Below are 23,789 nucleotides of genomic sequence, written 5' to 3' on the forward strand. Positions count from 1 at the left end.
GCCCTTTATTGTGCACCCGATATGCGCTTAGGCTGCCGGTTGGTCGTGCAGAGTGGCTGCGTAGAAGGTGTTTTCCAGCAGGGTGGCGATGGTCATCGGGCCTACGCCGCCGGGAACAGGGGTAATCATGGAAGCGCGTTCTTTGGCGGCTTCAAAATCCACATCACCACAGAGCGTACCGTCTGCCAACCGGTTGATGCCAACATCCACCACCACAGCGCCGGATTTAATCCAGCTGCCCTGAATCAGCTTGGGTTTGCCCACGCCCACTACCACTACATCGGCTTCAGAAACTTCATGCTCCAAGTTTACGGTGAAGCGGTGGCATACGGTAACCGTGGCACCGGCCAGCAGCATTTCCAGCGCCTGCGGGCGGCCGACAATATTGGATGCACCCACAATCACCACTTTTTTGCCGCGCAGCTCCACGCCGTAAGTTTCCAATAAGGTCATCACGCCCTTAGGTGTGCATGGGCGTATCAGCGGCATTTTCACGGCCAAGCGGCCAACGTTGTAAGGATGGAAGCCGTCCACGTCTTTATCCGGCTGGATGCGCTCGATAACTGATTGGCTGTTAATGTGTGCCGGCAAAGGCAGCTGCACCAAAATACCGTCCACATCAGGGGCGGCATTGAGTTCGTCAATCAGTTGCAGCAGCTCTTCTTCGGTAGTGGACGCTGCCAATTCGTAGGAACGGGAGTCGAAACTAGCCTTTTCACAGGCAATTTTTTTGTTGTTCACATACACAACACTGGCAGGATCACTACCAACCAGCAAAACAGCCAAACACGGGGGGCGCAAGCCTTGTTTGCGCCGCTCGACCACTTTGTCGGCAAGTTTCAGCAGACGTTCGTTAGCAACGGCTTTACCATCGAGAATCTGGGCTGTCATAGGCTGTTCCTTTTCTGTCGGGTTGGGTGGGGAAGTAAAATGGACGGGCTGGATGGCTGCCTCGGGTAAAAATTAAATCATGTATTAATCTATTGATAAAAAATAAAAACACTTTACGCAGCAACATATGCTACAGCCGGCTATTTTGCTGAGATTTCAACGATTATTGGCTTGGCCATTATAGCATGTTGTTCATAACACTTTTAGATTGGAAGAGGCTTTGGCCATGTAAACTTCTTATGTATATATGTACTGATGTTGCGCAAGCATATCTTCAATTAACATACTGTTTTTTTATCATAAAACAATACAAACAAATCAAACCTGATATTTAATTTTGCATTACTTGCTTGACAGGGTAAAAGCAGTATGAGTAGAATTCGCCTTTCTTATCGGGGCGTAGCGCAGTCTGGTTAGCGCATCTGCTTTGGGAGCAGAGGGTCGTGAGTTCGAATCCCACCGCCCCGACCAAAGTTCTCCGAAAAATTGTGAACGACAGGATAGGTAGAGCGCCCGTAGCTCAACCGGATAGAGCACCCGCCTTCTAAGCGGGCGGTTACAGGTTCGATTCCTGTCGGGCGCGCCAAAAGTTTTATGGTGGCTGTAGCTCAGTTGGTAGAGCCCCGGATTGTGATTCCGGTTGTCGTGGGTTCGAGCCCCATCAGCCACCCCAAATTGAAACCCGTATGCTTCGGCATACGGGTTTTTTGTATCCCAAAGCTTATCTGCAAGCCATTGAATCTTCTTTTTCAGGTAGCCTGTGTTAACGGTGTGAAATATTGCACACATACCAAGCTAGTCACCACGCCCTACTCAGCAAATGCTTGCTTACGCTGTATTTTGCCGATATAATGCCGCGTTTTCCACCCCTTGCCCGCTGTTTCCGCATGACGGCGGGCTGTATTTAGCCATAAGGAGATAACATGCGTCATTACGAGATTGTATTTATCGTTCATCCCGACCAGAGCGAGCAAGTGCCCGCTATGGTTGAACGTTACAAAACCCTGATTACCGAGTCTGGCGGCCACATTCACCGCTTGGAAGACTGGGGTCGCCGCCAATTGGCCTACCCCATCAACAAGCTGCACAAAGCACACTACGTGCTGATGAATATCGAGTGCACCCCGGCTGCCATCGAAGAGCTGGAAACCGGTTTCCGCTTCAACGACGCCGTATTGCGCCACCTGACTATCAAAATGGATGAAGCCGTTACTGAAGCTTCTCCCATGATGAAGGAAGAAAAATCCAAAAACCTGCTGAACGGCCAGCCTCAGGAAGAAGCTGCTGTCGAAGCCTAAGCGTGAGATTTTGAACAATACTGTAAGCCTTACCGCCCGCATCAAAGATGCCGACACCTTGCGCTACACCCCGGCCGGCATAGCCGTATTGGGATTGATGCTAGAGCATGAATCGTGGCAGACAGAAGCAGGTGAACCCTATCTCGCCCGGTTTGAACTCCAGGCGAAATTAATCGGCGAACAGGCAAAACTCTGGCAATACAAAGCAGGCAGTATGGTGGATATATCCGGATTTCTTGCAGCTTACAGCCAAAAATACCGTCGCCCCATATTGCATATACAGACAATTATTGAAAATAAAGGTTGAATGAGATGGCTCGTCAAACATTTAAACGTAGAAAATTCTGCCGCTTTACTGCAGAAGGCATCAAACAAGTAGATTACAAATCAGTTGATTTGCTGAAAGATTTCATTTCTGAAAACGGCAAAATCATCCCCGCCCGTATTACTGGCACCAAAGCTCACTATCAGCGCCAGCTGTCTGTGGCCGTAAAACGTGCCCGTTTCCTGGCTCTGCTGCCCTACACCGACCAACACAAATAATTAACGGAGAATTTATATTATGCAAATCATTCTGTTAGAAAAAATTGGTGGCTTGGGCAATCTGGGCGATGTAGTAACCGTAAAAAATGGCTATGCCCGTAACTTCCTAATTCCGCAAGGCAAAGCCAAGCGCGCTACCGAAGCTGCCCTGGCCGATTTCGAAGCCCGCCGTGCTGAGCTCGAGGCTCGTCAAGCTGCAATTCTGGCCGATGCACAGGCTCGCCAGGCCAAACTGGAAGGCCAATCTATCACCATCGCACAAAAAGCTGGCGTGGATGGCCGTCTGTTCGGTTCTGTAACCAACGCCGACATCGCTGAAGCTATCCGTGCATTTGGTGTAGAAGCTGCTAAAGCTAACGTACGCCTGCCCAATGGCCCGTTCAAGACAGTTGGCGAATACGAAATCGAAATCGCCCTGCATACCGATGCCGTGGCCAATATTACTGTGGTTGTTGTACCGACTGCGGAATAAACCTACGCTGTTGTCTGCAGCAACAAAAAGGCTACCTGAATATTTCAGGTAGCCTTTTTCCCATTATGGCTGAGCAATCATCTGTCCATGCAAACAGTAAACGGGGGACGTTGCACTAGAACAACTCAACTTGGTACACAAGAAGGGCTCTAGTTACATAATCATCCAAATAAAAACAATACAAGCCCACCATCTTGTCCCATACCTTTTCGGATAACTATATTTTGAATCTTAACTACGCTACAACCAGCCCTTCAAATAGCCGCTTATATAGCAGCGAATGCTATTTCCTTTCTCCCACTTTCTCCGTTAAAACCGTACCAGCAAGGTAGTCGTAGAGAAATTGGCGGGAGGGGTGGATAAGGGCAAAGCCGATGGGCAGTATCCACCACGCTAATGCCATGCCAGCCACGGTTTGAGGCGGCAGCGGGGTGAGTTGGCGCAGGATGCCAAATGAAGCGAGCGGTAGTAGTAAAAGCAGCACGGTGACCCAGATGAAGCGCAGGCGCAGTTGGCGCAGGCTGGGGCGGCTGCCGGCGGGGGTTTGCAGCTGCAGCCGCCACACTTTCATCGGCAGGGTTTGCCCGCGCGGGCTGTACCAGCAAAGGCGGAAATAGCCCCACCATACGGCGAGGATAATCAACGCCACGACAGTTTCAGCCAGCAGCGGCACATTATGCAGCACCATATTGGCGGCGGCGGCAGGGATAAAGGCCACGCAGGTTACGGCGGCCAGCAGCAAGGCTTCGTAGCATAGGGCGGCGAAGCGGCGGCGGAAAGAGGCGGGGGCGGGAATACTCATACGAAGTGTTGTTGGCAAAAAGAATGAATGGCTTGGCTGTGTTGTTGAAGACTACCTGGAAACGGGTCGATTACCAAATCGGCGGGCAGTTTGCGCAACCAGGTGAGCTGGCGCTTGGCGAGCTGGCGGGTGGCGGCAATGCCTTGGGCGATGAAGGTGTTGCGGTCGGTTTCGCCTTGCAGGTGTGCCCAAGCTTGGCGGTAACCCACGCAGCGCACAGCTGGGTAGTCAGGGTTGAGCTCGGGATATTGCACTTGCAATCGGCCTACTTCATCAAGAAAGCCTTGCTCCAGCATGGCGTAGAAGCGCTGTTCGATATTGTGGTGCAGCCGTTCGCGCTGTGCCGGAATCAGGGCGATGCTGCGTAGGGAGAGCATTGGCGTGGCGCCGGGCTGTTCGGCGAAGTGTTGGCTGAGCGGCCGGCCGGTGAGCAGCCACACTTCCAATGCGCGTTCGATGCGCTGGCTGTCGCCGGGCTTGAGGCGGGCGGCGGTGGCGGGGTCGGCCTGTTGCAGTTGGGCATAAAGGTGCGGCAGGCCGTGTTGCTGTTTTTGCTCTTGCAGTTGGCGGCGGATTTCAGGATTGGCGGCAGGCAGGCTGTTGAGGCCGTTGACGAGGGCGTGGTAATACATCATGGTACCGCCCACAATCAGCGGCAGGCGGCCGCGCGCATGGATTTCTCGGCACAGGCGCAGGCAGTCATCCAAAAAATCGGCCACGTTGTAGCTTTGCGGCGGGTTGATGATGTCGATGAGGTGGTGCGGTACGGCAGCGCGCTCAGCTGGAGTGGGCTTGGCGGTGCCGATGTCCATGCCGCGGTAAATCAGTGCGGAATCGAGGCTGACGATTTCCAGCGGCAGCTTTTCGGCCAAGGCAAGCGCGAGCGCGGTTTTGCCGGCAGCAGTGGGGCCGAGCAAGGCGAGTGCCGGCGGCGGGGTGGATTGCGGCATGGGGCTACCTGAAAAAGAAATGGATATTCCGGCTTTGTGTTTCAGCTACACAAAAGGCTACCTGAAACATAAAGCCACACGGCGCGGCATTCTATCAGCCGCATGATAAAAACAAAATATAGTGAATTTAAAATAAGAAGGCTGCTTCGTTGCCCCGCCCTACCCCGCTCCCGCCTTTCAGGCTACCTGAAAATCAGGTAGAGTTCGGCCTAACGTAATTTCCCCATAATTTCTCCATTACACCACATGAAACACAGCCAATTTCACCGCATCGGCATCGTTACCCGCCCCAACACCCCGCAATTGGGCGAAACACTGAGCGAGCTGGTGACCTTCTTTCTGGAAAACAGCATCGAAGTGCTGCTAGACGAAGAATGCGGTGTCGATTTGTCTGCCAACCTGCTAACCGAACGCTGCCACAGAGTGTCTAAAGAAGACATGGGTACCTGCTGCGATTTGGTGCTGGTGCTCGGAGGAGACGGCACATTTTTATCCGTAGCCCGCCAACTTGCCCCCTACCGCATCCCCATCATGGGCGTGCATCTGGGGCATTTAGGCTTCCTCACCCAAGTGCCGCGCCAAAACATGATTGCCGACATTTCGCGCATGCTCGCCGGCCAATACCTGCCCGAAGAGCGCATCATGCTCGAATGCACCGTGCAGCGCCACGACGAATCCGACTGCACCGCGCTGGCTCTCAACGAAGTCGTCATCAGCCGTGGCGGCTTGGGGCAGATGATTGAATTCGAAGTATTTATCAACCAAGAATTCGTCTATACCCAACGCTCCGACGGGCTGATTGTATCCACCCCCACCGGCTCCACCGCCTACGCCCTGGCCGCCGGCGGGCCGATTCTGCAATCCACCCTACGCGCCCTCACCCTCGTACCCATCTGCCCGCAATCCATGACCAACCGCCCCATCGTGGTGCCCGACAGCTGCGAAATCGAAATCCTCATCACCAAAGCCGACAACGCCCGCGTGCATTGCGATGGCCAATCCCACATCGACCTGCACAGCATGAACCGGCTCACCATCCGCCGCTACCGCAACACCCTGCGCGTGCTGCACCCCACCAACTACCAATACTACAAAACCCTGCGCCAGAAACTGCATTGGGGCGAGCAGCTGGTTTAACAGACAGAGGCTACCTGAAAACAGTTTTGATAAAGGTACGGATAGTAAAAATGAAACCAGCCGGGCTCATGCCCGGCTTTTGGTTTTTCAGGTAGCCTTTCCACCTTGGAATCCGCCATGTGTAAATACCAGACAATTCAAATTAAAAAGGCTACCTGAAATTTTTAGCTTCACTTTCAGGTAGCCTTTCCAAACAATAAATAACCAGGGCAACCGCATGGGCAATCCACCTTAGCCCACGTCGACAAACAGGGGAAGGCAAGCCAACACTGTAGGAAATAAAGTATCCCGACTATAGCCGTTTCAGCTAGCCTCTTTGCTGCCTGAAGCCTTGCTATGCGTATCCGCCCACTCAATCAATGCCTGGCGCAAGTCCTCCAGGCCCAGGCTTTGGGTAACGGAGAGGCGCACGGCGGCGATTTGGCCGCTTTTGCTGCGCAGGATGCCGGGCTGTTGCTGTTCGGCGGGCAGGAGGTCGATTTTGTTGTAGAGCAAGAGCTGCGGCACCTCGGCCGCGCCGATTTCGGCCAACACGCGGTTGACGTCCTCCATGCGCTGCTCATAGTCGGACTGGGAAACGTCGGCCACATGGAGCAATACGTCGGCTTGGGCGGTTTCCTCCAGCGTGGCGGAGAAGGCGGCCACCAGGCGGTGCGGCAGGTCGCGCACGAAGCCGACGGTGTCGGTGAGGATGATGCTGTGCTCACGGTCGAGATACAGGCGGCGGGCGGTGGTGTCGAGCGTGGCGAAGAGCTGGTCTTTGGCCAACACGTCGGCTTTGGTGAGGCGGTTAAACAAACTGGATTTGCCGGTGTTGGTGTAGCCCACCAGGGCGAAAGTGGGCAGGCTGCCCTGCTGGCGTGCCTTGCGGCGGGTGGCGCGCTGGCGGCGCACGTCGGCAAGGCGTTTTTTCAGGGTGGTGATTTTTTGGGAGATCAGGCGGCGGTCGGTTTCGAGCTGGGTTTCGCCCGGGCCTTTGAGGCCGATGCCGCCTTTTTGGCTTTGCAGGTGGCCGTAGCCGCGCACCAGACGGCCGGAGAGGTGGGTGAGCTGCGCCAGCTCCACTTGCAGGCGGCCTTCCTGGCTTTGCGCGCGCTGGGCGAAAATGGCAAGGATGAGCCCCACGCGGTCGAGCACGCGGCATTGCAGCTTGGCTTCGAGGTTGCGCTCCTGCGTGGGCGTGAGCTCGTGGTTGAACACGGCCAATTCGATATTGTGCGCCTGCACTTCGGCCGCCAGCTCTTCGGCTTTGCCGCTGCCCACAAACAATGCGCCGCTGGGGCGGTCGCGTCGGGCGGTGGAAACGTGTACCAACTCCCCACCGCCGGCACGCACCAGCTCGGCGGCTTCATCCAACACATTTTGAAAAGCGCGGGCGCGCTGCTCGTTGCTGCCGGAGAAACTGTCGGCCAGCATCACGCCCACCAGCAATACGCGCTCGGGGCGGCTGAGGGATTTATCGGGCTGGAAAGGAGGTCGGCGCGGCATGGCATCAGGCGGAATGGATTGAAGATGCGGCATTATAGCGCATGGGCAGGCGGCTGCCCGAAAGCAATTTCAGGTAGCCTTTTATTGATGAGGCTACCTGAAAATCTTGGCTTCGCAGAAACTCGGCTGCCTTCGGCAGTTTCGTTTCAGGTAGCCTTATTATTTGCTACAGCTTGGGCTTACTTACCCTTGCCCAGTTTCGGTAACACCGAGCCTTCGCCCAGCGAGAGCAGGCCGCTGTCGGCGTAGATGCCGAGTTTGGCGCGGGTGTCGGTGATGTCGAGGTTGCGCATGGTGAGCTGGCCGATGCGGTCGAGCGGGGTGAATGCGGCATTTTCCACTTTTTCCATGCTCAGGCGTTCGGGCGCATAGGTGAGGTTGGGCGATTCGGTGTTCAGAATCGAATAGTCGTTGCCGCGACGCAGTTCCAGCGTTACTTCGCCGGTAATGGCTTTGGCCACCCAGCGTTGGGCGGTTTCGCGCAGCATCAGGGCTTGGCTGTCGAACCAGCGGCCTTGATACAGCAGTCGGCCGAGGCGCAGGCCGTTGATGCGGTATTGCTCGATGGTGTCTTCGTTGTGGATGCCGGTGAGCAGGCGCTCGTAGGCGATGTGCAGCAGCGCCATGCCGGGAGCTTCGTAGATGCCGCGCGATTTGGCTTCGATAATGCGGTTTTCGATTTGGTCGCTCATGCCCAAGCCGTGGCGTCCGCCGATGCGGTTGGCTTCGAGGAAGAGTTCCACTGCGTCGGCAAAAGTTTGGCCGTTTAATGCCACCGGCACGCCTTCTTCAAAGCGCACGCGCACTTCTTCGGGTTTGACTTCGACGTTTTCATCCCAAAACGCCACACCCATAATGGGTTTGACGATTTTGATGCCGCTGTTCAGAAACTCCAAATCTTTGGCTTCATGCGTCGCGCCGAGCATATTGGAATCGGTGGAATAGGCTTTCTCCACCGACATTTTGTATTGGAAGCCGTTGGCGATGAGGAATTCGCTCATTTCGTGGCGGCCGCCGAGTTCGTCGATAAATTGTTGGTCGAGCCAGGGTTTGTAGATTTTCAGCGCGGGATTGGTAAGCAGGCCGTAGCGGTAGAAGCGTTCGATGTCGTTGCCTTTGTAGGTGCTGCCGTCGCCCCAGATGTTCACGTCGTCTTCTTTCATGGCGGAAACGAGCATGGTGCCGGTTACGGCGCGGCCGAGCGGGGTGGTGTTGAAATAGGGCACGCCGCCGGTGGACACATGGAACGCGCCGCATTGGATGGCGGCGATGCCTTCGTGCGCCAACTGCGCACGGCAGTCAATCAGGCGGGCGTTTTGCGCGCCGTATTCCATGGCTTTTTTGGGGATGGCGTTGTAGTCGTCTTCATCGGGCTGGCCAAGGTTGGCAGTGTAGGCATAAGGCAGAGCGCCTTTGAGTTTCATCCACAGGAGGGCGGCGGAGGTGTCGAGGCCGCCGGAAAAGGCGATGCCGACTTTTTGGCCAACAGGCAGGGTTTGCAGAATGGTGGCGTTGTTCTGGCTCATGATGCTCCTTTGTTTGGCAAGATGGTTGAAGGCTGGGATTGTGTGCCTAAACGCATGAACTTGTCCAGCCGGATACGGGCTACCTGAAAGCGTGAGCTTCAACGAAGTTAAAGCCAGCCGGTTTACGCGCATGGCGCTTTCAGGTAGCCTGTGTGCTTTTGGTGAAATCAAGGAACCGGCCATGGGCAATCGGCAACATTTGCCGCAGCGGCAAACGATGATTTGGTATGTGCTGTATGCAGGCATTTCCTGCGGCCTGCTCTACGGCGCGCTAACCGTGTTGTGGAAAGGCGGCTGGCAGTCGCCGCAGGCCATGCTGCTGCGCCTGGCGGGATTCAACGGTTTGAGCATCGTGCTGACCTCGGCCATCCACTGCCTGTGGCTGCTCGCGCTGCCCGCCCTGCTCACGGGCTGGCTGGCCGGCCGCTTGGCTTGGCAAAACAATCTGCCGGGGCGGGCGATGGCCACTTTGGCCTGGACGGGACTGACGGCGGTTTTGTATGCCCTGCCGCAGCTGGCGGGCATGGATGTAGTGCCGGAGCTCAACCAGCTGATTGCCAACACTTTGGAGGGCATGCTGCCCGTGCCCGACGGTATGTTCAGCCAACTGATGTCCACGCCGCCGTGGTATGTGCTGCCCGCGCTGTTTGCGGTCGGCGGCTGGTTCTCGGCCATGATGGTGCTGCCCTACGAACCAGACGAAACTTGGGGTGACCGCACAGGCGAACGCGGCGAGCAGTGGTAAAAAGGGGGGCTGAGGCTACCTGAAAATGCAGGCAGGGCTGTTTTAACTTCGTTGAAGCCCATGCTTTCAGGTAGCCTCATCGATTTGACGCAAGCCGCTTCCGCCCTACCCCGTATCTTGTATAATCGCGCCCTATTCCAACTCAATTCAAAAAGGATCATACCGTGAACCGTTTCTACCCCCACCCGCTGATTGCGCGGGAAGGCTGGCCGTTTATTTTGGGCGGGCTGCTGCTGAGCGTGCTGGTGAGCATCTGCTGCGGCTGGTGGTCGCTGCCGTTTTGGGTGTTCACCGTGTTTGCGGTGCAGTTTTTCCGCGATCCGGCGCGCGATATCCCGGCCGATCCGGAAGCAGTGCTCTGCCCGGCCGACGGGCGCATCGTGGTGGTGGAACGCGCCGAAGACCCGTTCCGCAAAGTGCCCGCGCTGAAAATCAGCGTGTTTATGAACGTGTTCAACGTACATTCCCAGCGCGCGCCGGTTGACGGCACGGTAACGCAGGTGGACTACTTCCCCGGCCAATTCGTAAACGCCGCGCTGGATAAGGCCAGCACGGAAAACGAGCGCAATGCGGTGTTCGCCACCACGAAAAGCGGGCGCGAGCTAACCTTTGTGCAGGTGGCCGGTTTGGTGGCGCGGCGCATTCTGTGCTACGTGCAGCCGGGCGAAAAAATCACGCGCGGCCAACGCTACGGCTTTATCCGTTTCGGCTCGCGGGTGGATGTGTATCTGCCCACCGATGCCGTGCCGCTGGTGGCCATTGGTGAAAAAGTGCGTGCCAGCGAAACCATTTTGGCTCGTTTGCCGCTGGAAGCGAATGGCGAACAAACCGTTATCGAAACAGCTTCGGCCTTGGTGCGGGAAGCAGCGGAAGAGGTGCTGCCGGAGTAAGCAGGCTCGGCCTTTCAGCCAAGGCTACCTGAAAGCATGAGCTTCAACGAAGTTAAAACAGGCATATCGGCCTTCCGGCATCCATATCCGGCCAGCAAAAAAGGCTACCTGAACTTTCAGGTAGCCTTTTGCCTGTTTGGGCAAACCGTTGGAGATTAATCCGCCAGTTTCACCACGCCGTTCATCACGCCGGCATGGCCGGGGAAAGAACAGAAGAATTTGTAGTTGGTGCCGGCAGCCAGTTTGGCCACGGGGAAGGTAACGGAGGATTCTTCGCCGCCGCCGATGATTTTGGTATGGGCGATCACGCGCTCGTCGCCGGGTTTCACATAATCGTTGTCCGGGCCTGCACCCACGCCGTCGTTGTTCACGCCGTTCACATCGCCCTCGGCGGTAATCACGATGTTATGCCCCATCGCGGTTTTGGGCATGCTGCCGGTGTGTTTGAGGGTAACGGTGAAGTCGGTACAGCCTTTGGGTACGCTGATTTCAGCAGTGTTGTACTGCATGCTGTCGCCGGTTTCCACCAATTTCGAGCAGTCTTCGGCAGCTGCGGCGGGAGCAGAGGTGGCTTCAGAGGCCGGCGCGGCTTGGGAAGCGGCGGAGGCGGCCGAAGCAGCGTGGTCGTGGTGGGCTTCGGAAGCAGGCGCGCTGGGGGCGGTTTCGCCGCCGCAGGCAGCCAGCGCCAGAGCGGCGGCAATCAGGGGGAGATACAGTTTCATAGCATGGTCCTTATCAAAACACGGGTAAATACTGCGTGGGCGATTATAGCGAACTGCCCTGCCTTTTGATACTGCCGATACGGCACGGTTTTATCCGGCGGCAGAAAATGCTGTCGCATCAAAAACCATCCGGCTTTCAGGTAGCCTGAAAGCCGGATATTTGCATGACGGTTTTTAACCGGCCTGCGGTGCCGTATGCTCTTCGGTTACCGCGCCGCTGTTTTGATACAGGGTAAACAGGGGCACGCCTTCGTTGCGGACGCGGTCGCCGCCGGGCAGATCAGTAAATTCAAGGATGGCGGCGGCTTCCACCACATTCCCGCCAAGCTTGCGGATGAGCTTGATGCCGGCGTGCATGGTGCCGCCGGTGGCCACGAGGTCGTCCACCAGCAACACGCGGGCGTTGTCTTTAATGGCGTCGGTATGGATTTCCACGGTAGCTTCGCCGTATTCGAGCGCGTAGCTTTCGGAAACGGTGGTAAAGGGCAGCTTGCCTTTCTTACGAATGGGCACAAAACCCACGTTGAGCTGATAAGCCAGCGCGGCGCCGATGATGAAGCCGCGTGCGTCCAGCCCGGCCACCACATCGATGTCTTGCGTCATGTAGCGGTAGGTGAGCAAATCCACCAACAGGCGGAAATATTCCGGGCTTTGCAGCACGGGGGTGATGTCGTGAAACAGCACGCCTTCCTGCGGCCAGTTGGGGATTTTGCGGATTTTCTGCGCCAGCATTTCAACGGTCATGACTTCGGGATGGAACAGCATAGCGGTATCTTTCAGGTAGCCTGTGCGAAACGCGAATCTTACCACTTCCCCCAACAAAATTGCACCTGCATCAAACTCCCTGCACCAACCAGGCCCCACCCGTTGGATTTTTGGTTACAATCAACACCTATACCGCAAAAATTCACACTGCAAAAAAGGGGAACCATGGAGACCGGCTATTCAGACACGCATGTAACCAACCTGCAAGAATGTTTGGCCTGGCTGAAAGGCTATGCCGCGCAGCAAAACGAGGCCGACCGCGCACTCTTGCAGCAGGCGCTTGCGCTGGCCGAGGCGCACTACCCCGCCAACGCGCAAACCCACGCCGGCGAGCCGCTGCTACCGCACACCGTAGGTGCCGCACAGATGGTGGCGCAGCTCGATTTGCTGCCCGAAGCCGTGGCCGCCACCATATTGTCGGGTATGTCCAAGCAGGGCGGGGATTGGCAGCTTCAAGTAGCCGAGCAATGCGGCCAAACCGTATGCAGCCTGGTGCAAGGTATCGACCAAGTGCAGAAGCTCACCCACTTTGCCCGCGTGGACGGCTTGGCCACGCCTGAAGAGCGTGCCGCGCAGGCCGAAACCATGCGAAAAATGCTGTTGGCCATGGTGTCCGACATCCGCGTGGTGCTGATCAAGCTCGCCCTGCGCACCCGCACCATGCAATACCTCGGTGGCTGCCCCGACAGCCCGGAAAAACGCAGCATTGCCAAAGAAACGCTGGATATTTTCGCCCCGCTGGCCAACCGCTTGGGCGTGTGGCAGCTCAAATGGCAGCTCGAAGACCTCGGCTTCCGCCACCAAAACCCCGAAGAATACCGCCGCATCGCCCACCTGCTCGACGAAAAACGCCCCGAGCGGCAGCACTATATCGACCACTTCCTCGGCATCCTCAAAGCCGAGCTGGCCAAATACGGCATCCGCGATTACGACGTGGCCGGCCGCCCCAAACACATCTACTCCATCTACCGCAAGATGGTGAAGAAAAAGCTCGATTTCGAAGGGCTCTACGACATCCGTGCCGTGCGCGTGCTGGTAAACAGCGTGCCCGAGTGCTACACCGTGCTGGGCATCGTGCATAGCCTGTGGCAGCCCATCCCCGGCGAATTCGACGACTACATCGCCAACCCCAAAGGCAACGGCTACAAAAGCTTGCACACCGTGATTGTCGGCCCGGAAGACAAAGGCATCGAGGTGCAAATCCGCACCAAAGAAATGCACCAATTCAACGAATTCGGCGTGGCCGCCCACTGGCGTTATAAAGAAGGCGGCAAAGGTGATTCCGCATATGAGCAAAAAATCGCCTGGCTGCGCCAGCTCTTGGATTGGCGTGAAAACATGGCCGAAAGCGGCAAAGCCGACCTCGCCGCCGCCTTCCAAACCGAGCTCTTCAACGACACGATTTATGTGCTCACCCCGCACGGCAAAGTGCTCTCCCTACCCGTTGGCGCCACCCCCATCGACTTCGCCTACGCCCTGCACAGCAGCCTTGGCGACCGCTGCCGCGGCGCGAAGGTAGATGGCCAAATCGTGCCGCTCTCCACCCCGCTGGAGAACGGCCAGCGCGTGGAAATTATTGCCGCCAAAGAGGGCGAGCCATCGGTAAACTGGCTGTATGAAGGCTGGGTGAAAAGCAGCAAAGCCGCCGCCAAAATCCGCGCGCACATCCGCCGCCAAAACGCCGAAAGCGTGCGCGAACAAGGCCGGCTGCAGCTGGAAAAAACCCTGCTCAAAGTCCAGCCCAAGCCCAATATGCAGGCTTTGGCCGAAAAACTCGGCTTCAAAAAACCGGACGAGCTCTACACCGCCGTGGCACACGGTGAAATCATGCCCCGCGCCGTGCAGAAAGCCTGCGGCCTACTGGTCGAGCCGCCTGCCGCGCCGGTGAGCACCGAGAGCATCGTCAAACAGTCGCGCATCAAAGAAACCGGCGGCAAAGGCGGCATCTTGGTGGATGGTGAATCCGGCCTGCTCACCACGCTGGCCAAATGCTGCAAACCCGCCCCGCCCGACGAAATCGCCGGCTTCGTAACGCGCGGGCGCGGCATTTCCATCCACCGCATCGGCTGCGCCTCTTTCCAGAAACTCGCCGCCGACGCGGCTGAAAAAGTTGTGCCGGCCTGCTGGGCCGGCGTGCCTGCCGGGCAAGTGTTTGCCGTGGACATCGAAGTATCCGCCCAAGACCGCAACGGCCTGTTGCGCGATATTTCCGAAGCACTGGCACGGCATAAACTCAACGTGACCGCCGTGCAAACCCAATCGCGCAACCTGCAGGCCAGCCTGCGCTTCACACTGGAGGTACATCAGGTGGACGACCTGCCGCACGTGCTCGCCAGCCTCGCCAACGTGAAAGGCGTAACCGGCGTGAGCAGGCTGTAGGCGCATGGTTTGACACAAATAAGGCTACCTGAAAACCCAATCAAATATTTTCAGGTAGCCTTCCCATTCCCATCCCAAGGCTACCATCTCCCCACCCCGTCCAAGGAATCCCACCATGCCGCAATCCCCGCAGCTTTTGGCGCAGGAGCTGACCGAGCACAAACGGCAAATCGTTGCCGACTACCGCCGCCACCGCAGCCCGCAGCGTTTTTTTGCTGCCTACAGCGCCCTGCTCTCGCACACCGTTACCGCGCTGTGGCGGCAAATGCAGCCGGCAGGGGAGCTGGCGCTGCTGGCGCTGGGCGGCTTCGGGCGCGGCGAGATGTATCCGCATTCCGATGTGGATTTGGGCATTGTGGCGGCCGATTCCCTGAATGAAACGCAACAGCAGCAAATTGAAACTTGGCTGCAAACCCTGTGGGACATGGGGCTGAACCCCTCGCTGAAAACCGGCAGCGTGGCCGAGCTGTGCGCCGGGGCGGCGGAAGACCTAACCGGCGACACCTCGCTCCTCGAAGCCCGCCTGCTCCACGGCAGCCAAGAATTATTTGCTCGCCTGCGCCGCGATTTAGACGTGCAGCGCGACCTGACGGCCTTTGCCGAAGGCAAACTGCTGGAATTGCAGCAACGGCACCTGAAAGCACAAGCAGGCAGCAGCCTGGAGCCAAACCTGAAAACCTGCCCCGGCGGCCTGCGCGATATCCACACCATGCTCTGGCTGGCGCGGGTGCAGGGCATTTCGCCGCAACTGCACCGCCTCGCCCGCCAAGGCATCCTCACCCGCACCGAAGCGGCCATGCTGCGCCGCAGCCACCGCAGCCTGGCACGCATCCGCATCGAGCTGCACCTGGCCGCCGGCAAACCGCAGGAGCAGCTGCGTTTCGACTTGCAGCCGCAGGTGGCCTACGCACTGGGCTACACCGATGAAAGCAAACAAGTGCGCAGCGAGCGGCTGATGCACACGCTCTACCGCGCGGTGAAAACCGTGAAGCAGCTGGGCGGCATCCTGCTTCCGATGCTGCGCGGGCGCATTTCCTCGCCGCTGCCGCGCGTGGCGCTGAATTTAGACGAACACTATTTCCAAGTAAACAACCTCATCGCCGTGCGCGACAAAACCCTGTTCCGCCGCGAGCCGCAGCATATTTTCAAGGTGCTGGAGCTGTGGCAGCAATACAGCCACCTCTCCGGCCTCTCCCCCGAAACCCTGCGTGCCTGGTGGCAGGCGGTGCAGAAAACCGACGCCCGTTTTTATGCCGACCCGGCCAACCGACGCTGCTTCGTGGGCTTCTTCCGCCACGGCGGCGGGCTTACCCACCTGCTGCGCTTCCTAAACCTCTACGGCGCGCTTTCGCATTACCTGCCCGAGTGGGGCAAAATTGTCGGCCTGCTGCAGCACGACCTGTTCCACGTTTACCCCGTGGACGACCACATCCTGATGGTGGTGCGCAATATGCGCCGGCTGGCTCTGGAAGCGCACAGCCACGAGCTGCCTTTTGCCAGCGCCCTGATGCATGCCTTTGAGCGCAAACCCGTGCTGTATTTGGCCGCCCTGTTTCACGACATCGCCAAAGGGCGCGGCGGCGACCATGCTGAGCTGGGCATGGAAGACGCCCGCCGCTTTGCCGCCGACCATTTCCTGAGCCAATACGAAACCGACCTGCTCGTGTGGCTGGTGGGCAACCATCTTTTAATGTCGCTCACCGCGCAGAAAGAAGACATCCAAGACCCGGCCGTGGTGGCCGCCTTCTGCCGCCGTGTGCAAACGCCCGAGCGGCTCACCGCGCTTTATCTGCTCACCGTGGCCGATATGCGCGGCACCAACCCCAAAATCTGGAACGCCTGGAAAGCCAGCCTGCTCGAAACCCTGTTCCGCTCGGCCCTGCAATACTTCGGCGGCCAAACCACCAGCCGCGATATGGCCGTGAGCCGCCGCCAGCAAAAAGCCCGCCAGGCCTTGGCCGAAGCGGGCGTGGGCGAAGCGCAAAGCCGGGCGCTGTGGCTGCAGCTCGGGCAGGCCTATTTCGTGCGCCACAGCGCCGACATCATCCTATGGCACCTGCCCCTGCTGGCTGCCAACGCCGAAACGCCCCAAGCCCACATCCGCCCCCTGAGCGCCACCGGCGGCCTGCAAGTGATGGTGTTCATGCCCAACCGCGACCGCCTGTTTGCCGGCCTGTGCCGCCTGTTCGGCCGCCACCAGCTCGGCATCCTCGCCGCCCACGCCTACGTTACCGACCACCAATACATCCTCGACACCTTCGTGCTGCAACTGCCCGCCAACTGCCTCGCCGACGACATCGAGCGCATCAGCACCCGCTTGCAGCAAGCCTTAGACCAATTCGTGCACCATCCGCCGGGCGCCGTCGAACCCAACCCCTCTCCCCACCGGCTGAGCCGCCGCCTGCGCCATCTGCCCATTGCGCCGCGCATCACCCTCTCCGCCGAAGAAACCGCCGGCGCTTACACCCTGGAAATCATCGCCGCCAACCGCGCCTTCCTGCTGGCCGACATTGCCGACGTGTTCGCCCAGCTCAACATCAGCCTCAGCTACGCCGCCATCGCCACCTTCGACGAACGCGTGGAAGACAGCTTCCTAATCCGCCACCCGCAGCTGGCCGACACCGCCTTCCAACTCAAACTCGAACGGCTGCTGCTGGAACGCATCGGTGGCTGAAGGCAGGCTACCTGAAAACCAATGTGCGCGAACCGCATACTGGTTCTAGCGGCTGCTTCCAATTTTCAGGTAGCCTTTAAGGGCAAACGGGCAGGATTAACCCCTACCCACAGCAATAGCAAAGGCTACCTGAAAACATCCGCGCCAACTCAGCCGCAATCCATACCAAGCGGTTAGCAGATTTTCAGGTAGCCTTTACCCAGTGCCAGGTATGATTCATACCCAACCTACAGCTATTCCATATTCTCTTTCAGCCACGTTTGCAGCAAAGGATTGTTGATTTGAAACGCGCTGTTGCCGAATTTGCTGATCAGGTCTTTGCGTTGCAGCTTTCTGATGGCACTTTGCACGGTGCTCACTTTCACGCTTTCCACGCCCAATATCCGGGCGGCCTGCTCTCTGAATTCCACGCCATACGGGCTCACTTCCCCCTGCGCCATCAATTGCAGCAGCAGCCGCTCGATGGCACTTAATGCTTTCCACTGCATCGGAATATTGCTGTTTTCCTGCATCTGTTCGAGCCGCACTTGCGCGGCGGCTTCCAGGCTGAGCGCGGGGTTGATGATCATGTCTTGAATCACGGCGCGGATATACATCGGGCTTTTATTGAACTGCTCAAAAATGGCGTAAAACTTCTCCGAATCCAGCTGCTGCCCGGTTCGGTCGTGATAAACGCCGGCCAAAAAATCGATGAAATCCTGCCCCAAAGTGGGGAAATCCAGCGCGTGGGAAAAGTGGAAGAAGGGAGCCTTGATGTCGTTGAACATGGCGCGCAGGCCGTTGGTGCTGCTGCCGGTAAACAGGGTTTTCACGCGGCTTTGGTTGATGTCCAGGCCGGTTCGCAAGCTGCGGATCATGCCTTCGGTGTTCGGCAGCCGCGCCAATTCTTGCGCTTCGTCTAGCAGCAGCAAGGTGGGGCGGCTGTCGGCGGCTATATAGGCGATGATTTCGCTGATGCCCGGCAGGTCGCGCGGCGGGGTTTCGCGCTCCAGGCCCACACCCAACACGTCTATTTTGGTGAGGCTGCCGAAAAAGGTTTTCACGCCGTTGCCGGTGCGGGTTTCCAAGGTAAAACGGTGTAGGGCTTCATGGAAAAACTGCGCGGTGCTGGCGCTGTCTTTGTTGTCCATGAAAGAGAAGTAAAACACATTAAAGCCGTTTTTCTCAGCGGCCGGGGCAATATCGTTGGTAAGGAACTGCGTTTTGCCCATGCGGCGCGGGGCAAACAGCGTGAATGCGTTGGATACGCCGCTTTTCAGGCTGCTGAGCAGGGCGGCGGCCAATTCGGTTCTGGGAAAATAGAGCGGGTCTTCCATACGGGTGCCTTTGTGTGGGATTAGCCATTATTGTACTGCATTTTGTCTAATTGTACATTCGTCGTCTAATAGCGTCTAACCCAACACTGGCCTGCTCATTGCAGGCTACCTGAAACGCCGCCGTTGCCCGAGCCCGCCCGCTCCAGTAAACTGCCCGCGTTTGTATTTCTCCCCGCCACACCATGCCCCAAAACCTCAACCTCCGCAACGGAACCATCACCTACGACAATTTCTTCTGGCTGCTGGAACACGCCGACAGCAACCCGGCCGACCTGCTTTTAGGCGAAGACCTGCTGCAAATCAGCTTTTGCGGCGGGCAATATCTGCTCGATGCGGGCTGGTATGGCTTCGGCCCGCGCGGGCAGTTTGGCGTGATGCTGGTGGAAAACCAAGATTGGGAACATCCGCTGCGCAAGGAATACACCCGCGAAATCAGCCGCCTGCCCGCCCTGTTGCAGGAGTGCATCGACTGGCTCTGGCACACCCGCATCGCCCCGGCCGAGGCCGACCCCCGCCCGCTGCTGCAAGTGGTGGCCGGCATTGTATATAACGATTGCGGCGAAGTGCTGCTCAGTTCGCGCCCCGAAGGCAAGGCTTATGCGGGCTATTGGGAATTTGCCGGTGGCAAGGTGGAGGCGAGCGAGAGCGAGCTGGCGGCATTGCGCCGCGAATTTGCCGAAGAGCTGGGCATCCAAATCCACAGCGCCGTGCCGTGGCTCACCAAAACCCACAGCTACGAACACGCCCATGTGCGACTGCGTTTTTTCCGCGTACCGGCCGACGGCTGGCGCGGCGAATTGCAGGCACGCGAAGGCCAGCAATGGCGCTGGCAGCAGCCGGGGCGTTATGATGTGTCGCCCATGCTGCCGGCCAATGCCGCGCTGCTGACGGCGCTGGCTTTGCCCACGCAGTTTTCAGGTAGCCTGAATGAGGGTTTGCACGCGGCAGACGGTTTCTGCGTGCTGCCGCTTCATGCCGCCAACCCGCCGCCGGGCAGCCGCCTGCTGGCGGATTTAGCCGATTTGGCCGCCGACACGCCGGGCGATGTGCGCCGCTGGCCGCTGGTACGCTCGCCCGGCGACATTGCCGCCGCAGCCGCCGCCCAAGCCGAAGCCGCCGTGTGGCCGATAGATAACGCAACCGCGGCGGAACACGCCTGCGCCGCGCTGGCCGAAGGCGTGCCGCTGCCGCTGGTGCTGCTGCCTGCCAATGCGGCGCTGGCGGAGCGTTATGCCGAACGCTGGCTCGCGGCGGGGGCGCAGGCGGTGGTGCAAGGGCGATGAAGATGTTTTCAGGTAGCCTTTGCCGATAATTTTGCAATCATGCTTTTCAGACCCAGATAACCCACCCAAACTTTTTCAGGTAGCCTCTTATGTCGCAAACCCTCTCCCCCCGCACCAAAATCCTGCTTGCCATCGCCGCGCTGTTGCTGCTGGCCGGCGGCCATTTCGCCGTACGCCAATGGCGTGCCGGGCAACAGCCTGCTGCCGAAACGGTGGTACAAACCGATTGCGACCCGCGCCAAGGCTGCACCCTGCCCGACGGCAGCCGCATCCGCTTTACCGCCGCGCGCCACCGCCCCTTCGACATCACGCTGGAAAACGTGCCGCCCCAAGTGCAGCAGGCCGAAGTGAGCTTCAGCATGGACGGCATGGACATGGGCTTCAACCGCTTCCCGCTTCAGCGCCAGGCCGACGGCTCCTGGCTCGCCGCCCAAATCCGCCTGCCCGTGTGCACCGACCGCCGCGACGGCTACCTGGCAGACATCCGCATCGGCAACCAGGTGTTTCAGGTAGCCTTTCAAGCCGAATAACCCATTATTTTAAAAAACAATCGCCACACCATGCCCCTACTGCAAACCCCCGGTTCCGGCCTCAGTGCCCTGCCCCCGCTCTCGCTCTATATCCACATTCCCTGGTGCATCCAAAAATGCCCCTATTGCGACTTCAACTCCCACCGCCTCAAGCCCGACACCGATGAAGCCGCCTACATCAACGCCCTGCTCACCGACCTGCAACACGAACTGCCCCACATCTGGGGGCGGCCGGTGGATACCATCTTCATCGGCGGCGGCACCCCCAGCGTGTTTTCCGCCGAATCCATCCACCGCCTGCTCAGCGGCGTACGCGCCCTGGTGCGCCTGCAGCCCGAAGCCGAAATCACCCTCGAAGCCAACCCCGGCACTTTCGAGCAAGCACGCTTCCAAGGCTACGCCGAAGCCGGCATTACCCGCCTTTCGCTCGGCATCCAAAGTTTCGACAACGCCAAACTGCACGCCCTCGGCCGCATCCACAACGGCGATGAAGCCCGCGCCGCCATCGAAGCCGCGCTCGCCATCTTCCCCCGCGTAAACACCGACCTCATGTATGCCCTGCCGCGCCAAACCCCCGAAGAAGCGCAGCACGATGCCGAAACCGCCCTCTCCTTCGGCGTAACCCACATCAGCGCCTACCACCTCACCATGGAGCCCAACACCCCCTTCGGCCGCACCCCGCCCCCCGGCATCCCCGAAGAAGACACCGCCTACACCATCGAACAAGCCGTACACCACACTCTGCTTGATGCCGGCTTCGAACGCTACGAAACCAGCGCCTTCGCCCAAAATGGCCAGCAATGCCGCCACAACCTCAACTACTGGCAATTCGGCGACTACATCGGCATCGGCGCCGGCGCCCACGGCAAAATCAGCAGCCACAGCGGCATCACGCGCACCACCCGCGCCCGCCACCCCCGCAGCTACCTCGCCGCCATGCAAGGCAACCCCGCCGATGCCGTTGAACGTTTTCAGGTAGCCTCAAGCGAACTGCCCTTCGAATTCATGCTCAACGCCATGCGCCTCACCGACGGCGTACCAGCCCGCCTGTTCCAAGAGCGCACCGGCCACAGCCTCGCCGCCATCGCCCGCCCCCTGCAGGAAGCCACCCGGCTCGGCCTCATCGACCCCGACCCCACCCTCCTGCGCCCCACCGAACGCGGCCAGCGCTATCTAAACGATTTGCTGCAACTGTTTTTATAAATCCGTTTGCGCCCTTACAGAGGCTACCTGAAAGCGTGAGCTTCAACGAAGTTAAAACCATTTTTGGTTTCCAGCCCCATAAGTGAGCCACCCCAAAAATCCATCCCTTTTTTCAGCATATCGGCAGCAATAAATTGCCCTAGGTCAAACAACATGCAAAACCACCAAGAAGGCTACCTGAAACTTTCAGGTAGCCTTCTTGGCAATACACCCCCACTATTAGTATTATCCCTTTAATTTCAACCTGCGAGGAAACCAACCATGCAAGCCTATCCGCCCCCCGCACACCCCGCCCGAAACCTGCTGCGCCTCGGCCTGATTACCGGCGCCGTTTTCCTGTTTGCCGGCTGCGCCTCTCTAGACGACAACATGAAACGCCAAGTTGGCCAGCACATCAACGAAGTGTTCCGCGAACACGGGGACCAGCCTAATTCCGGTCGCAGCAGAGTAGGCAACAACCGCTATGCCTACACCTATAAATACTACCGCACCCGCTACGCCGGCCGGGAAAACCTCGGCACCCACCAAAACCCCGGCATGGGCACCGGCCAAACCACCTACTACGCCGATGTCTGCTACGGGCGCAATCTCTATCAAACCTACTACACCGACGCCAACGACATCGTGGTGGACTACCGTTGGGAATACACCAAAGAGTGGCGGATTAGCTGCAACGAACTCTAAAACCCAACGCGCAGGTCGGGCATCCATGCCGAACCTACCTCAATACTAAAAGAGGCTACCTGAAACTTTCAGGTAGCCTCTAATCCTGCCTCAATCTTCAGCCTTATGCTTCGCGGCGGATAATCAACAGCGGCAGACGGGTTTCGCGCATCACGGTTTCGGCGAAGCTGCCCATCAGGAGGTGCATCAGGCCGGTGCGGCCGTGGGTGCCCAGCACCAGCAGGTCGGCTTTCTGCTCGGTGGCATAATCCACCAGGCTTTTGGCCATATCGCGTGCGTTTTTACTGATCACGAGCAGGTGGCGGCCGAGTTTTGCATCTTCGCCCAAGGTGGTACGCGCCTGTTTGATGGCGGCATCCAAAATGGCGTTGCCTTGTTCGGTGGCAGCGGTTTCGTAGTTTTCATACTGCAAAAACTCGGGGGCAACGGTGGCCACGTATTCGGCAGGGTTGGCCACGTGCACCAATGTGAGCGCCGCGCCGGTGGCCTGAGCCAGGCCGCAGGCCTGTTTGAGCGCATGTTGGGAGGTGCGGCTGCCGTCTACTGCAATCACGATATGTTGATACATAAGCTTTCTCCTAGTGAACGTTATTCCGATGCTTCCGCGCAGAGGCTACAGCCGCCGGACGGGTCTCTTCCTGATACGTTTACAGTATAATACCGATGCACTGAATGTGCCATTTTTTCTACCTGTTTTTTGACTTATCCCGATGATTATTTCCGCCCCAAACGAGCGCCGCTTCGGCGGCATTTCCCGACTCTACGGCCCTGCCGCCCTGCAACGCTTTTCCCAAGCCCATGTTTGCGTGGTGGGCGTGGGCGGCGTGGGCTCTTGGGCGGTGGAGGCGCTGGCGCGCAGCGGCATCGGCCGGCTCACGCTGATTGATTTGGACAACGTGGCCGAATCCAACACCAACCGCCAGCTCCACGCGCTCACCGACAATTTCGGCCTGCCCAAAGTAACCGCACTGCACCGGCGCATCCTGCAAATCAACCCTGCCTGCACCGTGCACGAAATCGAAGATTTTGTGGATGCGGAAAACGTGCAAACCTTATTTGCCGAGCCGTTTGATTTTGTGATCGACGCCATCGACCAAGTACGTGTGAAAGCCGCCATGGCCGCTCATTTTGTGGCGCAGAAGCAGGCTTTTGTGGTGTCCGGCGGCGCAGGCGGTCAGCGCGACCCCGCCCTCATCCGCCGCGCCGACCTCGCCCGCACCACCCACGACCCGCTGCTTTCCAACCTGCGCTACACCCTGCGCCGCCGCCACGGCTTTCCGCGCGATCCGAAAGAGCGCATGAAAGTGAGCTGCATCTATTCCGAAGAAAACGTCACCCCGCCGCAAACCGGCGCCGCCTGCGAAACCGATGCCGCACCGCAAGGATTGTCTTGCGCGGGCTACGGCGCGAGTATGCTGGTTACCGCCGCCTTCGGCCTGTTTTGTGCACAGGCAGCAATAGAGCACTTGGCCGCACAAGTTAAATAACCAA

Annotated in this window: 23 protein-coding genes and 3 tRNA genes; 17 read left to right on the forward strand and 9 right to left on the reverse strand. The window is 58.4% G+C overall.

The genetic code is table 11. The annotated features are described in order from the left end of the window. Positions 1-27 precede the first annotated feature (27 nt). Positions 28-891, reverse strand: a complete 864-nt coding sequence (gene folD / locus CKV94_RS01985; RefSeq protein WP_003822335.1) for a bifunctional methylenetetrahydrofolate dehydrogenase/methenyltetrahydrofolate cyclohydrolase FolD — start codon at positions 889-891, stop codon at positions 28-30. Between the two features lie 393 nt (positions 892-1,284). On the opposite strand from folD, the gene CKV94_RS01990 reads away from it, so the two are divergent. The 7 genes from CKV94_RS01990 (at position 1,285) to rplI (ending at position 3,204) form a co-directional block, all read left to right on the forward strand. Next, a tRNA-Pro gene (locus CKV94_RS01990) sits at positions 1,285-1,362 on the forward strand. 38 nt (positions 1,363-1,400) lie between these two features. Further along, a tRNA-Arg gene (locus CKV94_RS01995) sits at positions 1,401-1,477 on the forward strand. An 11-nt stretch (positions 1,478-1,488) separates the two neighbouring features. Continuing rightward, positions 1,489-1,564 (forward strand) — tRNA-His (locus CKV94_RS02000). A 250-nt stretch (positions 1,565-1,814) separates the two neighbouring features. Then, positions 1,815-2,189 carry a 30S ribosomal protein S6 gene (gene rpsF, locus CKV94_RS02005; protein ID WP_003822338.1) on the forward strand — a complete coding sequence of 125 codons (375 nt, stop codon included), beginning with the start codon at positions 1,815-1,817 and terminating at the stop codon, positions 2,187-2,189. 10 nt (positions 2,190-2,199) lie between these two features. Next, entirely contained in the window at positions 2,200-2,496 is a 297-nt protein-coding gene (gene priB, locus CKV94_RS02010; protein WP_003822339.1) for a primosomal replication protein N, read from the forward strand. A gap of 5 nt (positions 2,497-2,501) precedes the next feature. After that, positions 2,502-2,732: a 30S ribosomal protein S18 gene (rpsR, locus tag CKV94_RS02015; protein ID WP_003822340.1), complete on the forward strand. Its 231-nt coding sequence runs from the start codon at positions 2,502-2,504 to the stop codon at positions 2,730-2,732. Between the two features lie 19 nt (positions 2,733-2,751). Continuing rightward, on the forward strand, positions 2,752-3,204 hold the full coding sequence (gene rplI, locus CKV94_RS02020; protein WP_003822342.1) for a 50S ribosomal protein L9: 453 nt from the start codon (positions 2,752-2,754) through the stop codon (positions 3,202-3,204). Between the two features lie 283 nt (positions 3,205-3,487). Here rplI and CKV94_RS02025 read toward each other — a convergent pair whose 3' ends face one another. Together CKV94_RS02025 and miaA are read right to left on the reverse strand one after the other, a co-directional pair. Beyond that, the gene (locus CKV94_RS02025; protein WP_003822344.1) at positions 3,488-4,006 is read right to left on the reverse strand and encodes an RDD family protein; all 519 of its coding nucleotides are present in this window, start codon (positions 4,004-4,006) and stop codon (positions 3,488-3,490) included. Further along, the gene (gene miaA / locus CKV94_RS02030; protein ID WP_003822345.1) at positions 4,003-4,956 is read right to left on the reverse strand and encodes a tRNA (adenosine(37)-N6)-dimethylallyltransferase MiaA; all 954 of its coding nucleotides are present in this window, start codon (positions 4,954-4,956) and stop codon (positions 4,003-4,005) included. Before miaA ends, CKV94_RS02025 begins: the two co-directional genes overlap by 4 nt. Before the next feature lie 246 nt (positions 4,957-5,202). Between miaA and CKV94_RS02035 the strand changes: the two genes are divergently transcribed. After that, a complete protein-coding gene (locus tag CKV94_RS02035; RefSeq protein WP_003822346.1) occupies positions 5,203-6,093 on the forward strand; it encodes an NAD(+) kinase in 891 nt (296 codons plus the stop codon). Between the two features lie 303 nt (positions 6,094-6,396). Here the strand turns inward: CKV94_RS02035 and hflX are convergent, their stop codons facing one another. Together hflX and argG are read right to left on the reverse strand one after the other, a co-directional pair. Then, on the reverse strand, positions 6,397-7,581 hold the full coding sequence (hflX, locus tag CKV94_RS02040; protein WP_003822348.1) for a GTPase HflX: 1,185 nt from the start codon (positions 7,579-7,581) through the stop codon (positions 6,397-6,399). Between the two features lie 179 nt (positions 7,582-7,760). After that, positions 7,761-9,107, reverse strand: a complete 1,347-nt coding sequence (argG, locus tag CKV94_RS02045) for an argininosuccinate synthase (RefSeq protein ID WP_035579968.1) — start codon at positions 9,105-9,107, stop codon at positions 7,761-7,763. A gap of 181 nt (positions 9,108-9,288) precedes the next feature. Here argG and CKV94_RS02050 point away from each other — a divergent pair, with 181 nt between their 5' ends. Together CKV94_RS02050 and CKV94_RS02055 are read left to right on the forward strand one after the other, a co-directional pair. Next, entirely contained in the window at positions 9,289-9,852 is a 564-nt protein-coding gene (locus tag CKV94_RS02050; protein ID WP_035579970.1) for a hypothetical protein, read from the forward strand. A 164-nt stretch (positions 9,853-10,016) separates the two neighbouring features. Next, entirely contained in the window at positions 10,017-10,742 is a 726-nt protein-coding gene (locus CKV94_RS02055) for a phosphatidylserine decarboxylase (RefSeq protein ID WP_003822354.1), read from the forward strand. Between the two features lie 155 nt (positions 10,743-10,897). Here the strand turns inward: CKV94_RS02055 and azu are convergent, their stop codons facing one another. Next, on the reverse strand, positions 10,898-11,464 hold the full coding sequence (azu, locus tag CKV94_RS02060) for an azurin (RefSeq protein ID WP_003822356.1): 567 nt from the start codon (positions 11,462-11,464) through the stop codon (positions 10,898-10,900). Positions 11,465-11,638: 174 nt separating this feature from the next. Further along, the gene (locus tag CKV94_RS02065) at positions 11,639-12,229 is read right to left on the reverse strand and encodes an adenine phosphoribosyltransferase (RefSeq protein WP_035579973.1); all 591 of its coding nucleotides are present in this window, start codon (positions 12,227-12,229) and stop codon (positions 11,639-11,641) included. Between the two features lie 165 nt (positions 12,230-12,394). Here CKV94_RS02065 and CKV94_RS02070 point away from each other — a divergent pair, with 165 nt between their 5' ends. Continuing rightward, positions 12,395-14,608, forward strand: a complete 2,214-nt coding sequence (locus tag CKV94_RS02070; protein ID WP_003822358.1) for a RelA/SpoT family protein — start codon at positions 12,395-12,397, stop codon at positions 14,606-14,608. A gap of 115 nt (positions 14,609-14,723) precedes the next feature. After that, positions 14,724-17,282, forward strand: a complete 2,559-nt coding sequence (gene glnD, locus CKV94_RS02075) for a [protein-PII] uridylyltransferase (RefSeq protein ID WP_003822361.1) — start codon at positions 14,724-14,726, stop codon at positions 17,280-17,282. Between the two features lie 233 nt (positions 17,283-17,515). Here glnD and CKV94_RS02080 read toward each other — a convergent pair whose 3' ends face one another. Then, positions 17,516-18,598 (reverse strand): ATP-binding protein, encoded by a 1,083-nt coding sequence (locus tag CKV94_RS02080; RefSeq protein ID WP_003822363.1) that lies wholly within the window; start codon positions 18,596-18,598, stop codon positions 17,516-17,518. Positions 18,599-18,780: 182 nt separating this feature from the next. On the opposite strand from CKV94_RS02080, the gene CKV94_RS02085 reads away from it, so the two are divergent. From CKV94_RS02085 to CKV94_RS02100, 4 genes are all read left to right on the forward strand, one after another. Then, the gene (locus CKV94_RS02085; RefSeq protein WP_003822365.1) at positions 18,781-19,881 is read left to right on the forward strand and encodes an NUDIX domain-containing protein; all 1,101 of its coding nucleotides are present in this window, start codon (positions 18,781-18,783) and stop codon (positions 19,879-19,881) included. Between the two features lie 89 nt (positions 19,882-19,970). After that, positions 19,971-20,411 carry a hypothetical protein gene (locus CKV94_RS02090; protein ID WP_035579976.1) on the forward strand — a complete coding sequence of 147 codons (441 nt, stop codon included), beginning with the start codon at positions 19,971-19,973 and terminating at the stop codon, positions 20,409-20,411. Between the two features lie 30 nt (positions 20,412-20,441). Continuing rightward, complete coding sequence (gene hemW, locus CKV94_RS02095; protein ID WP_035579979.1) at positions 20,442-21,614, forward strand: radical SAM family heme chaperone HemW; 1,173 nt, start codon at positions 20,442-20,444, stop codon at positions 21,612-21,614. A 261-nt stretch (positions 21,615-21,875) separates the two neighbouring features. After that, positions 21,876-22,298: a hypothetical protein gene (locus CKV94_RS02100; RefSeq protein ID WP_003822374.1), complete on the forward strand. Its 423-nt coding sequence runs from the start codon at positions 21,876-21,878 to the stop codon at positions 22,296-22,298. A gap of 103 nt (positions 22,299-22,401) precedes the next feature. Here the strand turns inward: CKV94_RS02100 and CKV94_RS02105 are convergent, their stop codons facing one another. Then, positions 22,402-22,866, reverse strand: a complete 465-nt coding sequence (locus CKV94_RS02105) for a universal stress protein (RefSeq protein WP_003822375.1) — start codon at positions 22,864-22,866, stop codon at positions 22,402-22,404. Between the two features lie 142 nt (positions 22,867-23,008). On the opposite strand from CKV94_RS02105, the gene CKV94_RS02110 reads away from it, so the two are divergent. Further along, positions 23,009-23,785, forward strand: coding sequence for a tRNA threonylcarbamoyladenosine dehydratase (locus CKV94_RS02110; protein WP_003822376.1), 777 nt, complete (start codon positions 23,009-23,011; stop codon positions 23,783-23,785). Positions 23,786-23,789: the final 4 nt, after the last annotated feature.

The sequence above is a fragment of the Eikenella corrodens genome, from assembly GCF_900187105.1.
Taxonomy (GTDB): Bacteria; Pseudomonadota; Gammaproteobacteria; order Burkholderiales; family Neisseriaceae; genus Eikenella; species Eikenella corrodens.

Excerpts from the sequence above, each read along its gene's own strand:
- CKV94_RS02100 (WP_003822374.1), top strand. The coding sequence starts at position 21,876 with ATGCAAGCCTATCCGCCCCCCGCACACCCCGCCCGAAACCTGCTGCGC.
- hflX (WP_003822348.1), bottom strand. The coding sequence starts at position 7,581 with ATGCCGCGCCGACCTCCTTTCCAGCCCGATAAATCCCTCAGCCGCCCC.
- CKV94_RS02035 (WP_003822346.1), top strand. The coding sequence starts at position 5,203 with ATGAAACACAGCCAATTTCACCGCATCGGCATCGTTACCCGCCCCAAC.
- CKV94_RS02090 (WP_035579976.1), top strand. The coding sequence starts at position 19,971 with ATGTCGCAAACCCTCTCCCCCCGCACCAAAATCCTGCTTGCCATCGCC.
- folD (WP_003822335.1), bottom strand. The coding sequence starts at position 891 with ATGACAGCCCAGATTCTCGATGGTAAAGCCGTTGCTAACGAACGTCTG.
- rpsR (WP_003822340.1), top strand. The coding sequence starts at position 2,502 with ATGGCTCGTCAAACATTTAAACGTAGAAAATTCTGCCGCTTTACTGCA.
- hemW (WP_035579979.1), top strand. The coding sequence starts at position 20,442 with ATGCCCCTACTGCAAACCCCCGGTTCCGGCCTCAGTGCCCTGCCCCCG.
- azu (WP_003822356.1), bottom strand. The coding sequence starts at position 11,464 with ATGAAACTGTATCTCCCCCTGATTGCCGCCGCTCTGGCGCTGGCTGCC.
- CKV94_RS02070 (WP_003822358.1), top strand. The coding sequence starts at position 12,395 with ATGGAGACCGGCTATTCAGACACGCATGTAACCAACCTGCAAGAATGT.
- CKV94_RS02080 (WP_003822363.1), bottom strand. The coding sequence starts at position 18,598 with ATGGAAGACCCGCTCTATTTTCCCAGAACCGAATTGGCCGCCGCCCTG.
- CKV94_RS02085 (WP_003822365.1), top strand. The coding sequence starts at position 18,781 with ATGCCCCAAAACCTCAACCTCCGCAACGGAACCATCACCTACGACAAT.
- CKV94_RS02050 (WP_035579970.1), top strand. The coding sequence starts at position 9,289 with ATGGGCAATCGGCAACATTTGCCGCAGCGGCAAACGATGATTTGGTAT.
- CKV94_RS02105 (WP_003822375.1), bottom strand. The coding sequence starts at position 22,866 with ATGTATCAACATATCGTGATTGCAGTAGACGGCAGCCGCACCTCCCAA.
- rplI (WP_003822342.1), top strand. The coding sequence starts at position 2,752 with ATGCAAATCATTCTGTTAGAAAAAATTGGTGGCTTGGGCAATCTGGGC.
- CKV94_RS02110 (WP_003822376.1), top strand. The coding sequence starts at position 23,009 with ATGATTATTTCCGCCCCAAACGAGCGCCGCTTCGGCGGCATTTCCCGA.
- miaA (WP_003822345.1), bottom strand. The coding sequence starts at position 4,956 with ATGCCGCAATCCACCCCGCCGCCGGCACTCGCCTTGCTCGGCCCCACT.
- glnD (WP_003822361.1), top strand. The coding sequence starts at position 14,724 with ATGCCGCAATCCCCGCAGCTTTTGGCGCAGGAGCTGACCGAGCACAAA.
- CKV94_RS02025 (WP_003822344.1), bottom strand. The coding sequence starts at position 4,006 with ATGAGTATTCCCGCCCCCGCCTCTTTCCGCCGCCGCTTCGCCGCCCTA.
- argG (WP_035579968.1), bottom strand. The coding sequence starts at position 9,107 with ATGAGCCAGAACAACGCCACCATTCTGCAAACCCTGCCTGTTGGCCAA.
- rpsF (WP_003822338.1), top strand. The coding sequence starts at position 1,815 with ATGCGTCATTACGAGATTGTATTTATCGTTCATCCCGACCAGAGCGAG.
- CKV94_RS02065 (WP_035579973.1), bottom strand. The coding sequence starts at position 12,229 with ATGCTGTTCCATCCCGAAGTCATGACCGTTGAAATGCTGGCGCAGAAA.